Here is a 14105-nt window from a genome sequence, read left to right as displayed (position 1 = left end):
CCGGCTGCGATGGCGGTGTACCGCCCGCCGGGCGCGTCGGCCTCGCCGTAGTCGTTGCGGCCCCAGCAGTCGATGGTCTGGTCGGCGGCGATAGCGCAGGTTTGTAAACTGCCGGTTGCGATGGCGGTGTATTGCCCGTCGGGCGCGTCGGCCTGGCCGTAGTCGTTGCCGCCCCAGCAGTCGATGGTCTGGTCGGCGGCGATAGCGCAGGTGTGTTCGCCGCCTGCGGCGATGGCGGTGTATTGGCCTCCGGTTGGGATCACCATTGTGATTTGCCAGTCTTCTCCGGGGTAGAGGCCTTGTGCGGTGAGGGTCCCGTCGTCGTCGTTAGCGGCCGAGAAGAATCCTGTTCCTGTGGTGGAGAAGGGGCTGGGGGGCATCGACTGGTAGGGGTTCTGGGAGGTGATTCGGCCTGAGACAGCGACGCCTTGGATGGGTTGGCCGTCGCTGTAGGCGATCGCGACGGTTATCTGGCCGAGCTGTTGGACTCGCACGGTGCCAGCGTCTGCAGTCTGGCCGGCGGCGACCTCGACCTCGGCGGCGGCGTTGTTTGTGAGGTGCCCTTCAACGTGGTTGCCGTGGGCGAGGCTGTAGTCGCCGGGGGCCACGACCGGGGAGGTGAACTCGCCGGTCTGGGGGTCGACGTCGAGCAGCCAGTCACCGCTTCCCCATAGCGCGTAGTCGCCGCTGGGCGGAGGCCTGCCATCAGGTGTGGAGAACCGGCCCGTCACCCGGCCGCCGGCCTCGAGCTCGACGTCGGCGTCGCCGATGTCGATGTCGCCGAACTCAACGTCCGGCCAGAGAACCCAAACGAAGCGGTAATGAGGGGCGAGCACCCCGCCTTCATCCCAGACCAGCAGCCATAATGCATTGAGGTCTTGGCTTTGCGGCTCCGGCACGGCAACCGACCACCGGCCCGAGCTGTCCACCCCGGTCTCGGCGAGGAACTCCGCCGGATCCAGACCCCGCGGGCGCTCGGCGGAGCCGCCGGGCTGCCCCCCGCCATCGCAGCCGCCCCAACAGAAAGCGACCACCGACACCACCACATCATCTGTGGACACGCCGCTGGGAGCAGAGACAGTCCCGTTCAAAGAGGCCATGTTGGTCTGGGCGTCATCCGGGCTGGTCCCGTCGCCGCCGGCCTGCCCACCGCTACAGACGAGCTCTGGTTCCCCATTCCATGCCACAGTGCAAGCAACGGTTCCGCCGGGGGCGACGGCTATCCCCTCCGCCGAGGCGTCAAAGACCGGCACAGGCACATTGGCCTGGCCGTACCTGTTGTCGCCCCAGCAGTCGATGGTGTTATCGGCGGCGATGGCGCACGAGTGATCCCAGCCGGCGGCGATAGCGGTGTATTGCCCGTCGGGCGCGTCGGTCAAGCCGTAGTCGATGTTGCTCCAGATGTTGTTGCCGCCCCAGCAGTCAATGGTTTTGTCGGCGGCGAGGGCCTCCTCGCAGCGCAAAACTCGCCAGCTCATATTGGTCTACCGTTCCCCCCCCCCCCCCCGAAAAAATCAATCCACGAAAAGGGGGGAACCTCACGGCCTCTCCTTTTCCACCAATGACATGGGTACCTCCCAATCGAGGTGACCGGCCAAAGAAGGGATACTCACGCGGCTACTAGGCACGGATCGGCTCGAGACGACTCAGTTCGATGTTGGCTGGAGACCCTGTCTTCGGCAGTACCGAGCGGCGCATAGTTGTCACTGTGTGTAGCTAATGTACAGGTATGAGATTCCACCAATGTGGTTTGCCCGTCTCTGGCGGTGCGGGGTGAGCGACGCCCGGCAATTGCCGCTTGTGGAACCTCAAGAGCCAAGGATCAGAGCTGGCGATCAAGGCGAGTATGGCGAGGTTTTTACTAGGCGGTGGGTCGTTGACCTGATGCTTGACCTTGTCGGGTATGTACCCGAGGCCGACTTGGGAGCAAAGGTGATCGTGGAACCATCGTGCGGTCGCGGGGCGTTTCTTCTTCCAATTGTCGAGAGGCTGGCAGAGTCCTGCGCTTCTCATGGCCGTCGGCTGTCCGAGCTAGAGGGTGCCATCGCTGGATTCGATCTGCTTGGCCACAATGCCGAGATTGCCCGCAAGGCAGTGGTAGCCAAATTGGTCGATTTGGGTGAGACCCTCGAGAATGCAGAGCGCCTAGCTCAGCGGTGGGTCGTGACGAGTGATTTCTTGCTGAGTGAAGAGCCGATGCGGCCTGCTGACTTTGTAGTGGGGAATCCGCCGTATGTCCGTCTTGAAGACGTCCCGAAGGAAGTCAGCGATGCCTATCGGTCCATGTGGCCAACCATGCGAGGCCGAGCGGACATCTACGTCGGGTTCTTTGAGAAGGGCTTGTCCTTGCTTGGTCCTGGGGGGCGGCTGGCCTACATCTGCGCGGATCGGTGGATGCGGAATCAATACGGAGCGCACCTCCGCAAGTTGGTGTCGAGCCGGTATGCCGTTGACTCGGTCATGGTTATGCATGATGTTGACGCGTTCGAAGAAGAGGTGTCGGCGTACCCGGCCATAACCATCCTTCGTAATGGCGTCCAGGGTCCTGTGCGCGTGGTGGATGCCAACGCTGCCTTCGATCAACGTGAGGCCTCTTTGGTGCTCGATTGGCTACGTAACCCACAGCATGCCTTGTCTAGCTCCCGCGGCTTTGAAGCAGGGGAGTTGACAAGGTGGTTCGAAGGTCCAGCTCTGTGGCCGGCAGGATCTCCAAAGACACTTGAATTGTTGGCTGATCTCGAAAGCCGATTTGCCCCACTTGAAGATTCTCGGACGGGGACCCGCGTTGGCATCGGGGTCGCTACTGGATGTGACGAGGTCTATATCCGGGCTGAGGCCGAGGGAGTGGAGACCGATCGCCTGCTCCCGCTCCTGACCGCAGGCGATATCGCGACAGGTCGTCCTGATTGGTCAGGCAAGTACCTGATCAACCCTTGGGGAGAGAATGGGCTTGTAGATCTCTCTGGCTATCCGGGACTCGCAGGGCACTTCGCGCAAAACAGCAAACAGCTTCGATCTCGTTATGTTGCCCAGAGGCAACCTAGAGCCTGGTACCGGACGATTGACCGGGTCGATCCTGAACTCATCGACCGGCCCAAGCTGCTGCTGCCTGATATTAAGGCTCTTTCTCATCCCGTCTTGGACCCTGGTGGGTTCTACCCCCATCACAACCTGTACTACGTGGTCTCCGACAAATGGGACCTCGAAGTGCTGGGCGGGATTCTTTTGTCTGATGTCGCGAACCTCTTCGTTGGGGCCTACTGCGTGAAAATGCGAGGACGAACTTTCCGGTTCCAAGCGCAGTACCTACGCAAAATCCGGGTACCCAAACCTGATGCCATCAGCTCGGACTTGCAGCAACGTCTGCGGAACGCATTCAGGCAACGTGATCGAAGTGCGGCCACCGAGGCCGCAGCAGAGGCCTATGGCCTGAACAGAGGCGCAGACCATCTCGGGCCTCCCTCAGCTCACTGCTTGCAGTCACCCCAGATTTGACAGGCAGAACCGATAGATGCCCGCTCCAACGAATGCCCGATGGGCCACGAGCCAGCGATGCGCTCCGTTTCTCAGCGTGTATGGCGAAGCCGAAGCCGAAGGGCATACAAGCTGGAACCAGGTTGAGGAATCGTTTCTGGCCGCAATGTCTGAATTCGACGCGTCCATAGCCGCTTCTGTCGGTGCAGACATGACGGACGACGAGAAGTCTGATCTAGGTGCTGATCTCCAAAACGGAAAGGGCGACTTCTTCAACGATCTACTGGTTCTGCTTCTCAAGCAGTGCTCTGGCGTTCAGCTCCTGACATCTCGCCGACCCGTACCTGGGCTGATCGTGCCTAAACACAATCTTGACTGCGTGTATCCCGCAGAAGGGGATCTCCAGTTCATGCTTGAAGCGAAGATGATGGGCACACCCAAGCACATCAACTCACCGAGGCAGAAAGAGCGCGGACGCCCCGGATCAGCCGACATCGACAAGCGGGTCAAAGAGCTTGCCTTCAAGTGCATTGACCTGAAGGGCGAATTCAGCAGGCGCCAGGCCATGAGTGGCACAGCGCCGCGTTCTGGGGGACCGGGTGGAGGAGACCTCACCACCTGGCTCCGCACAGTCGAGCCGAAGATCTACTTCTTCATCGCAGTTCGGGTCATCAGCGACAGCGATTTCGAGCGAACCCTCAAGTGGGCCTCAACGGCACAACAAGTCCTCGATGCCGTCGGCCTCTACTGTTTCGAACCCGAGGGCGACTCGTTCACCGACTACAGCCGACGAGATGGCGTACCACCAGACCTACAGCTCGAGCGAGTTCTGTACAAGGCCTGTGTTGATTTGCAGGCGCTGCGCCAATAGCGACTCTACGCGTCTAACAGTCCCAATCCTGATTGATTCTGCCTAGGGATCCTCGGCGAGGCGGGCGGGGAAGCCGCCTTTGGAGATTGGGCTCCATTGGTAGATGGTGAGGCGGATGAGGCATTTGTTTTGGTGGGCCATGGCTTGGCGGTATTCGTCCCAGTCGGGGTGCTCGCCGGAGATAACTCGGAAGTACTCGACCAGGCCGTCGAGGGCCTCTGGCATGTCGAGGACCTCGGCTGTTCCGTCGAGTTGTATCCACTCGCCGCCGAACTCATCGGACATCACCACCATTGAGGCGGCCGAGTTGCGCTTGGCGTTGATCGACTTGGCCCGTTCGGGATAGCTGGACACCACCACCCGGCCGCTGGTGTCGAGGCCCAGCGTTACCAGCGAGCTCTGGGGGCGTCCGTTGCGGCGAGTGGTGAGCAGCACGCCTCGGTGGCGGGGGCGGACGAAGTCTTCCATCTCGGCCCGCTCGACATAGCGGTCGGTAGCAATTGAAGCCATGGAGTGAAGCTAGTGGTCTTGGGCGGTCGTTAGGGCTACTGGGAGAACTACAGAGTGCGCCGTACGGGCAGGAGGTTCTGGAAAGCGGGATCGCGGCCTTCGCTCTTGGCCTTGAAGACCTCGGCCATGTCGTCGGGGTGGAACATGCCGGACTGCCAGGTGGCCACGTAGTTGAGACTGTCAGCCACGCTGTGGTCGCGGGTGTAGTTGAGCATCTCCTTCGACCCCCAAATGGCCAGCGGCGAACGCTGGGCAATTTCCCGGGCGATGGCGAGAACTCCCTCGACCATGGCCTCATTGTCTGGGTAGACCTGGTTGACTAGCCCGGCTGCCTTCGCCTCGTCAGCAGTAAGCCGGCGGCCGGTATAGGCCAACTCACGGGCTAGGCCGTCGGGAATGATCCGGGGCAGCCGTTGCAGGGTGCCCACATCGGCGGTCATGCCAATGTTGATCTCCTGAATACAGAAGAACGCATCGGCTGTGCAGTACCGCATGTCGGCGGCGCAAACCATGTCCACCCCTCCGCCGACACAGCCTCCCTGAACCGCGGCCAGCACTGGCATGCGGGCCTTCTCCAGGCAGCTGAAGGACTCCTGGAGGGTCAGCGCCAAGTTCCGCGTCTCCGCCCGAACCCGGCCGAACTCAGGCCGCTCTGTGGTGTCTGGGCCAGAAGAGGACAACGAGCCCGGTTGGGTGAACACCGCCAGATCCATGCCCGCGGTGAAGTGGCGTCCGGTGGAGGAGATCACCAGCGCCCGAACCTCCCCGGAGTCCGACAGATCGTTCACCGCAGCGGGCAGCTCAGACCAGAACTCGGGGATCATCGTGTTCTTGGCCTCGGGACGCGAGAGCCGGAGGTGGGCGATCCCACCTTCGAGGGTGACGTCGAAGCAGGTGTAGTCGAGGTCTGGGTTGGGCATCTGGTTTCCTTTCGCAGCCGACCTGTCTGTTCGGAGGCGCCGCGGGATCGGCGTTGGGGGGCGTTGCGGGGCAGAATACCCAAGTGCTCGTAGTGGACACCCATACTCACGTGATATCTGACGACCATGAGAAGTACCCGCTCCAGGTGGCCGACTATCCGGGGGTGGAGTGGGTGTACGAGGCGCCGGTGACGGTGGAGGAGCTCAAGGCCGAATTAGCCGGCGCTGGCGTTGATCGGGCGGTGCTGGTGCAGGCCCAGGGGGGCTACGGCACCGATAACTCCTATGTGCTGGACGCTCGGGCGGCCCATCCAGATACCTTCAGCGCAGTGGTCATCGTGGACGACCCAGCCGAACTCCACACGCTGGCTGCCGCCGGAGCAGGCGGGGTCCGGTTTTTTGCCATCGGCGGGGGAGGGCCGCTGCACCAAGAGGCCACCTGGGACACCGCGCGGCGGCTCGGCCTGCGGGTCAGCGCAGCCACGGTGCCCGAGTACCTGCCCGCTCTGGCCGACGCGGTGGCGGCACATCCTGATGTGATCTTGGCCCTGGATCACTGCGGGTTCGCCCCCGAGACGATCGGCGACTACGCCCACCTGGCCAATCTCTATCTGAAAGTCACCCCCCATGTGCTGGATGCGGGCGACCCGGCGACCACGTTGGAGCGGCTGGCCGACCAATTCGGCCTTGACCGGCTCATGTGGGGATCGGACTACTCCCAGACCCACGATCGGCCCTACACCGAGTTGGCCGACCAGGCCCGGGCGGCCTGCGATGCGATGTCTCCCAGCGAGCAAGCCCAGTTCCTGGGTGGCACTGCGCTGGCTCTGTGGCCCGAGTTGAGCTAAACCAACCCAAGCATCTGGTCGATCACTGCGGCCATCGCCTCTCGGTCGCGCTCAACCTCGCGGGTCTGGCCCCCGGCGTCGAGGAAGCGCTGCATCAACGGCACGTGCTGGCCGGTGGCCGAGCAGGCCATCATCGCCTGGGTCTCGGTCAACAACCCTGGTTCCACCGCCCCCAAGGCAGCATCAACGGCCTGCTTGGCCTTGGCGATGGACAACCTCGGCGAGGCGGCAATCCGGCGGGCCACCTGGGCGGTGTGGGCCCGGAGCTGGTCGGAGGGGAGCACCCGATTGACATAGCCGATGGCCTCAGCCTCCTCGGCAGCCACGTCGTTGCCCGACAAGACGATCTCCAGCGCCCGGCTGCGGCCCACCAAGCGGGCCAAACGCTGGGTGCCGCTGGCTCCAGGGATGATGCCCATGGCTACCTCGGGCTGGCCGAGCACGGTGCGAGGTCCGGCGAAGCGCATGTCGAGCGACAGCAAGAACTCCGAACCGCCGCCCCGGGCCACGCCGTCGATCATTCCAATGGTGGCCACCCCGATGGTGCGGCACCGGTCGAACGTGGCGGCGGCAACGTTGGGCTCGGCCGGCACCTCGGCCGACGCCTCCATGGCCAGGATCTGCTCGACATCACCGTGCATCAGAAAGAAATCGGGATCGGCGCTCTCGAACACCAGCACCCCCACCTGCTCATCGGCCTCGACCGCGTTCAGCAGCCCCATCAACCCGCCGATCAGAGCACCGTCCACCAACTGCTTGGGCGGATGGTCGACCACCACCCAGCCAACCCCGTTGTCGACCGTCATCGAGAAGGGTCCGAAACCCTGTTCACTCCTCTGCCTATTCATCAGAGCCCTCCCATTGGTTCCAGTAGGCAACTTCAGACAATGGCCGACGGCGCACCGGGCCGAAGGGCACCGCGGGCCAGCCCATCGGGATGCCGCACACGATGTGGACGTCCTCGGGGATGTCGAGCACGGCCCGCACCTCATCGGCCCGAAAAGTGTGCAGCGTGGTTAAAACGGTGCCCAGGCCCAGGCTGCGGGCCGCAACCAGGAGATTTTGCACCGCGGGATACACCGAGTGGCTCACCCCCCGCTGAGTGGAGCACACCATGATGAACACCGGCACGTCGCCGACCTCGCCGGCGAACTTGGCGGCCTTCTCAACGATTTCAGCCTCCTGACCCCGCAGCCATTCAGTTCCCCCCGCCGGGTTGTTGTACGACTGCTGCTGGGCATCCAGATACAACTCACCCAGCTGGCGGCGTTTTTCAGGATCGGTCACCACCACGAAGCGGGCGAACTGGCCGTTGATGGCGCTGGGGGCTCGGATGGCGGCGTCCAACACCTTGGTGATCAGCTCATCGGGCACCGTGTCGGGCAGATAGCGCCGCACCGCCCGCTGGGTGTGCATGGCCTCGAACACTCCGACCTCGGCGGTTGCCTGGTTCATGGGCGCTGAGAGTAGCGGAGAGTAGTAGTAGGCAGCCCGCCTCAGCGGTAGCCTGCTCCCATGGCGGAAAAGCACCGCATCACCATCACCTATTGAGTTCCTTGAAACTATTCCGAGCACGCCGTGAGCGCTGCCAAGGACCTGCTTCAGAACTACCAGCACATCATCGAGGATCTGACCCTGGTGACCGGTGCGTCAGGCATCTTCGACGTGGAAGTCGACGGTGAGATGCTCTTTTCCAAAGAGGACTGCTGTCGACACGCCGATGTCGGCGAGGTGCTGAAGCTCTTTGCCGAGCAGTATGCCGAAGGAGTGCTGGTCTACGGCTCGTAGCTGTCCAGCCCGCCCGAGCAGGCCACTACGCTGCGGGCGTGGACGGCGGCACCGCAGATGACACAGTCGACATCAATCATCAGTCCCTGGAGTTCGTAGCCGACCGCCATAGCCGCTACCACGAGTTGCGGGAGCGCTGCCCGGTGGTGTTCAACGAGCACTATGGCGGTTTCTGGATGGTCACCGACTATGAGTCGGTGGCCCAAGTAGGCCGAGACAACGAGACGTTCGCCCACAAGTACGAGCCCGATGCCCCCGACGGCATCTCCTATATGGGCATATGCGGCGTTCCCCGTCCGTCGTACATACCTCGCCAAGGCGTTTCCGAGATCGATGGACCCGAGCACGCCGACCTGCGGCGAGTGCTGAACCCGCTCATGACCATAAATGCCGTCGAGAGCACCCGGCCGAGGATGGAGGCAGTGTCGGCGTGGTTCATCGATGAGATAGTTGAGTCGGGCGAGGCAGATTTGGTGCTCGACTACGCCACCCCGGTTCCCGCGGTGCTAACGCTCGAGATGATGGGCATGGTGTCATCCAACTGGCAGCACTACGCCGACTTCTTTCACGCCACCTCGTCCTATGAGCCCACCGATGAGCGGTATCTCAGCGCAATCGCCCATCAGCCGGATATGTGGGGCGAGCTGCGCGACTTCGCCCAATTTCGCCGAGAGAATCCGGCCGACGACGTTACTACCGCCCTGGTTTCCTCCCCGCTGGATGGCCGAATGCTTAACGACGACGAGATCACCGCCATCATGTGGAATCTGGTGGCTGGCGGCCTCGACACCACCACGTCGCTGGTGTCGTGGGGACTGCACCATTTGGGAACCCACCCCGACGACCGCGCCCGGCTCATCGAGAATCCCACCCTGATCCCGGTTGCAGTCGAGGAGTTCCTCCGCTTCTACAGTCCCAGCGAGACCCTGACCCGCACCGCCACCCGCGACGTTGAGCTGGGCGGCCGCCAAGTCAAGCGGGGCGACATTGTGCTCATCAGCTGGGTTACAGCCAACCATGATCCCGCTGTTTTCGATGACCCCGGCGAGATTCGCATCGAACGCCAGGCAAACAAGCACTTGGCCTTTGGTTTGGGTGGCCACCGTTGCATTGGCTCGTCGATCGCCCGCATCGAATCGGAGCTCATGCTCAGAGACGTGCTAGCCCGCATCGGTGATTACGAAATCGACCTCGACGGATTCAAGCCCTACCCGGGCAATCTACTGCTGACAGGCGTGGTATCGATGCCGGCCACCTTCACGCCCGGGGTGCGTTCTGGCGCGACCAACCCTTTCGCCTAAACGCTCGAACAACCCCAGGTTGACAGATCCGGCTAGCTCAACCGCTCCACGATCATGGCCATGCCCTGGCCGCCGCCCACACACATGCTCTCGATCCCGATGGTCTTGTCGGCATCCTCCAGCCCGTTGAGCAAGGTGCCCATGATGCGGGCGCCGGTCATACCGAAGGGATGGCCCAATGCGATGGCGCCGCCGTTCACGTTGAGTTTTTCGAAGTCGATGCCCAACTCGTCGGCCGAAGGAATCACCTGAGCGGCGAACGCCTCGTTGATCTCCACCAAGTCAATGTCGTCGATGGTCATGCCGGCTCGGTCCAGCACCTGGGTGATGGCCGGAATGGGTCCGAGGCCCATGATCTCGGGGTTCACTGCGGCGACCGCGGACGCCACGATCCGGGCCAGCGGCTTGAGGCCCAACTCAGCAGCCTTGGTGTCGCTCATCACCACTACCGCGGCGGCCCCGTCGTTGAGGGGACAGGCGTTTCCCGCGGTAACGGTGCCGTCGGGGCGGAACACCGGATTGAGCTGGGAGACCTTCTCGATGACGGTGCCGGCCCGAATACCGTCGTCGGTGCTCACCAGCGTGCCGTCGGCCAGGGGATAGGGGGTGATCTCCCGCTCGAAGAAGCCACGCTCCTGGGCGGCCTCTGCCCGGTTCTGGGACCTGACGCCGAACTCGTCTTGGCGCTCGCGGCTCACATTCCAGGCCTGGGCCACGTTCTCTGCGGTCTGGCCCATGGCGATGTAGATGTCGGGCAGACCCTCAGGGGGTGACCATGTCGGCGTGCCCTCGCCTGTGCGCTCAGCCGAGCGGGCCTCGGCCTCGGCGAACTTGTCGTTCTTGCCGCCCCGGTCGGAAGCTCCCGCCGCGAAGCGGCTCACGCACTCCACTCCGCCCGACACGAACACATCGCCCTCTCCAGCCCGCACCGCATGGGCGGCCATGCGGATGGTCTGGAGCGACGAGGAGCAGTAGCGGTTGACGGTAACGCCGGGCACGTCGAGTCCGGCCAAAAGCCCCGACAGCCGGGCGATGTTGTAGCCCGCCTCGCCCGCAGGCTGAGCGCAACCCCACATCACGTCCTCGACGTCAGAACCGTCGATCTGGGGGACCTTGCCGATCACGTCGTCGATGATGAACGCCGACATGTCATCGGGGCGGACGTCGACCAGCGATCCCTTCACGGCCCGTCCGATGGGCGTGCGGGAGGTGGCGACGATGACTGCTTCGGGCATGGTGGGCTCCTGTTGGTTGGTAGGGATCTATAGATCGGTTGAGTTGGGGCCTCTTGGAGGCTAGGACAGGTCGGGTTAGGACAGATCTACTCGTTCGGTGTCGCTGCCGCTGCGGAGGTGCTTGCCCGGTCGGGCGTCGGTGAACTGGCCGGAGCGAACGATCTCCTCGCCGTTGCAGAAAACGTGGTCGATGCCGTCGGCTTCCCCGTAGAGGCGGGGGGCGCCAGCGGGAAGATCGGCCACCACGGTGAGGGGCTTGGCCCCAACCTGGCCCTCGTCGATCACCACCACGTCGCCGTGCCAGCCCTCTTGGAGCCGGCCCCGCTCCTTGAGGCCATAGAGCCGGGCCTGCACGTCGGTCATCAAATGAACGGCCTCCTCCATCGAGATCAGCTTCTGTTCCCGCATGCACTGGCCTAGCATGGAGGTGGCGTAGTTGGCGGTCATGAACAGGTCGAGGTGGGCGCCGGCATCGGAGGCGCCGATCACCGCCCGGCCGTCCCGCCAGATCTCCATGCGGGCTTTCCAGTCCTCATTGGAGGACACCGGCGGCGGGGTGCCGAAGGAGGTCTTCAGTTCATCGGCCACCACGATGTCGCACAGGGCGTCGAACGGCCTTTTGCCCTCGTCCTCGGCGATCTGGCCTACCGTACGCCCCCGATACTGCTCGTTCTCAGGGGCGAAGGTGTCGAAGATGATCTTGGTGGACCAGTCGGCCAGGCCCTTGAGGGGTCCGGGCTGCTGGGCCAGCTCAGCCAGGCGGTCGCGCTCGGCCTGGTCGGCCAACAGCGCCATCTTCTCGGCGGGCGGGGCCAGCATGGCGCCCTCCCAGTCGGGCAGGGCATCAAGCACGAAGCCGCCGGCCATGCTCAGGCGTACCGAGAAGGCCATGGGCACGGTGAGGGCCACCACCTTGCCGCCATTGGCCTTGGCGTGGTCGCTGGCCTCCAGCTTTGCGTAGCACTCGTCCAAGTTGCCCTCAGCCACGGTCATGACGTTCCAGTTGAGCTGGGTTTGGCCAGCCACCGACATGTCGGTCATGAGATTCATGGCGTCGTCGTCGAACGGGCCGACGCAGGGGATGATCTCCAGCGATGTGCCCTCGTACTCCGAGCACACCCGGGCCAACTCCACCAGCTCGTGGCGGCTGGCGTAGCGGCTGGGCACCATGTTGCCGAAGGGGTCGTTGTGGGTGCGGGCATACGAGGACGAGAACCCCAAAGCGCCGGCCTCCAGCCCGGCGCGGAGCAGGTCCTGCATTTGGGCCAGCTCCTCGGGGGTGGCCTCTCGCTTTACGCAGTCGGGACCCATGACCACCCGGCGCAGCGCGGAGTGCCCCACCTTGAAGGCGGTGTTGATCGACAGCGTGCCATCGAAGGCGTCGAAGTACTCGGCTGTGGAGCGCCAGTTCCACGGCACCCCCACCTGGAGCGACTCCAGGGGCATGCCCTCCACCCGGGCCAGCATCTGCATCAGGTACTCTCCGTCGGCGGGATCGTCGGTAAGGGGGGCGATGGTGAACCCGCAGTTGCCCCCGACCACGCTGGTCACCCCGTGCAGGGGGGAGGGGCTCAGCGTGGTGTCCCAGAACACCTGGGCGTCAAGGTGGGTGTGAACGTCCACGAAACCGGGGCACACCGCCTTGCCGGCGGCATCCACCAGATTAGCCGCGTCGGCTGAGCTCAGGTCTCCGATCGACGAGATCCGCCCGTCTTTCAAGCCCAGATCGGCCCGGTAGCGAGGGCTGCCGGTGCCGTCGATGATGTCTCCGCCCTTGATAATGGTGTCGAACATGATTTGCCCCTTGTATGCGCCCCTTCGGGACGTTTTGTGAACAATCTAGGCCATGCCCCTGTCGGAAGGCGAAGAACAAGACGCTGGGTGAATCACCTTGGCTGCCGCGTCGATAAGCTCTCGGGCCATGGCAGACATCCCCCGCATCATCTCCGTGGACGACCACGTGGTCGAGCCGCCCGACCTTTGGATTGAGCGGCTTCCCCGCAAGTACCACGACCGCTGCCCCCGGGTGGAGCGCGACAGGGCCACGTTTCACTTCGAGGGCGGGGTGTTCAGCTATGAGAAAGGGGGCCCCGACGGCACTTGGGGCGACTGGTGGCTCTATGACGACCTGATCTATCCGTTCCCTAAGCTGTCGGCCGCCATCGGCTTCGAGCCCCTCACCAACACCCCGGTGACGTTCGACGAGATTCTGCCCGGTTGTTGGAAGCAGAAGGAGCGCCTGGCTGACATGGACGCCAACCACGTTGATGCCTCGATCTGCTTTCCCAACGTGCTGCCCCGGTTCTGCGGCCAGACCTTCCATGAGCGGGAGGACAAGGAGCTGGCCCTGTTGTGCGTCAAGGCCTACAACGACTGGATGATTGACGAATGGTGCGCCGGCGATGGCGAGGGGCGGCTGATCCCGCTCACCATCATCCCGCTGTGGGACTCCCAGCTTGCCGCTGAGGAGATCCATCGGTGCGCCGACAAGGGCAGCTTCGCGGTGGCCTTCTCTGAGAACCCCTACCACTTGGGACTGCCGTCGATCCATCATCCCAGCAAGTTCTGGGAGCCGTTCTTCGCAGCCTGCGAGGAGACCGGCACGGTGGTGAACATGCATATCGGCTCATCATCGAAGATGCCGAGCACGTCACCCGACTCGCCGTTCGCGGTCAGCTCCACCATCACCTTCAGCAACGCCATGGGCTCGATGTGCGACTACATACTTTCGGGGGTATTCGAGCGGTTCCCCGGTCTGCGGGTGGCCTATAGCGAGGGCCAGGTGGGTTGGATGCCCTATGTGATCGAGCGCATGGACAAGTTGTGGGAAGAGCGGATCAACGATGATGACGGTGAGTTCGGAATAAACCTGCCCAACCCTCCGTCGTCCTACATTGCTGGCCACGTGTGGGGCTGCATGTTCGACGACGAGGTCGGGCTGCGGAACCGCGACCTGATCGGCATGGACCAGATCACCTTCGAGGTGGACTACCCCCATGCCGACTCCACCTTCCCCCACACCCTCGAAGTGGCCACCAGGATCGTGACCCAGGCCGAGCTCAATGAAGAGGAGACCTACAAGCTGCTCCGGGGCAACGCCATCGAGCTTTATGGCCTGGAGAAGTTCGGCATAGCCGCTTAGGCCCGCTTTACAGACG

General features: G+C 63.4%; 12 protein-coding genes and 1 pseudogene. 6 read left to right on the top strand and 7 right to left on the bottom strand.

Annotated elements, in window-relative coordinates; genetic code table 11:
• On the bottom strand, nt 1-1478 hold a 1478-nt coding region (locus tag ACOOGG_RS01995), incomplete at its 3' end, for a hypothetical protein (protein WP_420431755.1).
• Nucleotides 1479-1773: 295 nt separating this feature from the next.
• On the opposite strand from ACOOGG_RS01995, the gene ACOOGG_RS01990 reads away from it, so the two are divergent.
• A complete protein-coding gene (locus tag ACOOGG_RS01990) occupies nt 1774-3495 on the top strand; it encodes an Eco57I restriction-modification methylase domain-containing protein (protein WP_420431753.1) in 1722 nt (573 codons plus the stop codon).
• A 16-nt stretch (nt 3496-3511) separates the two neighbouring features.
• Nucleotides 3512-4345: a hypothetical protein gene (locus ACOOGG_RS01985; protein WP_420431751.1), complete on the top strand. Its 834-nt coding sequence runs from the start codon at nt 3512-3514 to the stop codon at nt 4343-4345.
• A gap of 42 nt (nt 4346-4387) precedes the next feature.
• On the opposite strand, the gene ACOOGG_RS01980 is transcribed toward ACOOGG_RS01985, so the two are convergent.
• Together ACOOGG_RS01980 and ACOOGG_RS01975 are read right to left on the bottom strand one after the other, a co-directional pair.
• Nucleotides 4388-4855, bottom strand: coding sequence for a PPOX class F420-dependent oxidoreductase (locus ACOOGG_RS01980; protein ID WP_420431749.1), 468 nt, complete (start codon nt 4853-4855; stop codon nt 4388-4390).
• A gap of 47 nt (nt 4856-4902) precedes the next feature.
• Complete coding sequence (locus tag ACOOGG_RS01975; protein ID WP_420431747.1) at nt 4903-5775, bottom strand: crotonase/enoyl-CoA hydratase family protein; 873 nt, start codon at nt 5773-5775, stop codon at nt 4903-4905.
• Between the two features lie 83 nt (nt 5776-5858).
• Between ACOOGG_RS01975 and ACOOGG_RS01970 the strand changes: the two genes are divergently transcribed.
• On the top strand, nt 5859-6623 hold the full coding sequence (locus tag ACOOGG_RS01970) for an amidohydrolase family protein (RefSeq protein WP_420431745.1): 765 nt from the start codon (nt 5859-5861) through the stop codon (nt 6621-6623).
• On the opposite strand, the gene ACOOGG_RS01965 is transcribed toward ACOOGG_RS01970, so the two are convergent.
• Both ACOOGG_RS01965 and ACOOGG_RS01960 read right to left on the bottom strand, forming a co-directional pair.
• Nucleotides 6620-7471, bottom strand: coding sequence for an enoyl-CoA hydratase/isomerase family protein (locus ACOOGG_RS01965; protein WP_420431743.1), 852 nt, complete (start codon nt 7469-7471; stop codon nt 6620-6622). The genes ACOOGG_RS01970 and ACOOGG_RS01965 overlap by 4 nt on opposite strands.
• Entirely contained in the window at nt 7464-8078 is a 615-nt protein-coding gene (locus ACOOGG_RS01960) for a nitroreductase family protein (RefSeq protein ID WP_420431741.1), read from the bottom strand. Before ACOOGG_RS01960 ends, ACOOGG_RS01965 begins: the two co-directional genes overlap by 8 nt.
• Before the next feature lie 117 nt (nt 8079-8195).
• On the opposite strand from ACOOGG_RS01960, the pseudogene ACOOGG_RS01955 reads away from it, so the two are divergent.
• Nucleotides 8196-8411, top strand: a pseudogene (locus ACOOGG_RS01955) (Rdx family protein); the annotation flags it as partial.
• Between the two features lie 38 nt (nt 8412-8449).
• Nucleotides 8450-9712 (top strand): cytochrome P450, encoded by a 1263-nt coding sequence (locus ACOOGG_RS01950; RefSeq protein ID WP_420431739.1) that lies wholly within the window; start codon nt 8450-8452, stop codon nt 9710-9712.
• Between the two features lie 32 nt (nt 9713-9744).
• Here the strand turns inward: ACOOGG_RS01950 and ACOOGG_RS01945 are convergent, their stop codons facing one another.
• Together ACOOGG_RS01945 and ACOOGG_RS01940 are read right to left on the bottom strand one after the other, a co-directional pair.
• Nucleotides 9745-10947, bottom strand: coding sequence for an acetyl-CoA C-acetyltransferase (locus ACOOGG_RS01945; protein ID WP_420431737.1), 1203 nt, complete (start codon nt 10945-10947; stop codon nt 9745-9747).
• 75 nt (nt 10948-11022) lie between these two features.
• Nucleotides 11023-12741, bottom strand: a complete 1719-nt coding sequence (locus tag ACOOGG_RS01940; protein WP_420431735.1) for an N-acyl-D-amino-acid deacylase family protein — start codon at nt 12739-12741, stop codon at nt 11023-11025.
• Nucleotides 12742-12868: 127 nt separating this feature from the next.
• Between ACOOGG_RS01940 and ACOOGG_RS01935 the strand changes: the two genes are divergently transcribed.
• Nucleotides 12869-14089 (top strand): amidohydrolase family protein, encoded by a 1221-nt coding sequence (locus ACOOGG_RS01935; protein WP_420431733.1) that lies wholly within the window; start codon nt 12869-12871, stop codon nt 14087-14089.
• Nucleotides 14090-14105 lie beyond the last annotated feature (16 nt).

This window comes from Candidatus Poriferisocius sp. (genome assembly GCF_965214065.1).
GTDB lineage: Bacteria > Actinomycetota > Acidimicrobiia > Acidimicrobiales > Bin134 > Poriferisocius.
The sequence above is the reverse complement of the archived record's forward strand: the minus strand, read 5'-3'. Positions and strand labels throughout refer to the sequence as shown.

Bases quoted from the DNA above. Each gene is read 5' to 3' on its own strand.
- ACOOGG_RS01985 (WP_420431751.1), top strand. From the start codon at position 3,512: ATGCCCGCTCCAACGAATGCCCGATGGGCCACGAGCCAGCGATGCGCT.
- ACOOGG_RS01980 (WP_420431749.1), bottom strand. From the start codon at position 4,855: ATGGCTTCAATTGCTACCGACCGCTATGTCGAGCGGGCCGAGATGGAA.
- ACOOGG_RS01975 (WP_420431747.1), bottom strand. From the start codon at position 5,775: ATGCCCAACCCAGACCTCGACTACACCTGCTTCGACGTCACCCTCGAA.
- ACOOGG_RS01965 (WP_420431743.1), bottom strand. From the start codon at position 7,471: ATGAATAGGCAGAGGAGTGAACAGGGTTTCGGACCCTTCTCGATGACG.
- ACOOGG_RS01960 (WP_420431741.1), bottom strand. From the start codon at position 8,078: ATGAACCAGGCAACCGCCGAGGTCGGAGTGTTCGAGGCCATGCACACC.
- ACOOGG_RS01945 (WP_420431737.1), bottom strand. From the start codon at position 10,947: ATGCCCGAAGCAGTCATCGTCGCCACCTCCCGCACGCCCATCGGACGG.
- ACOOGG_RS01940 (WP_420431735.1), bottom strand. From the start codon at position 12,741: ATGTTCGACACCATTATCAAGGGCGGAGACATCATCGACGGCACCGGC.
- ACOOGG_RS01935 (WP_420431733.1), top strand. From the start codon at position 12,869: ATGGCAGACATCCCCCGCATCATCTCCGTGGACGACCACGTGGTCGAG.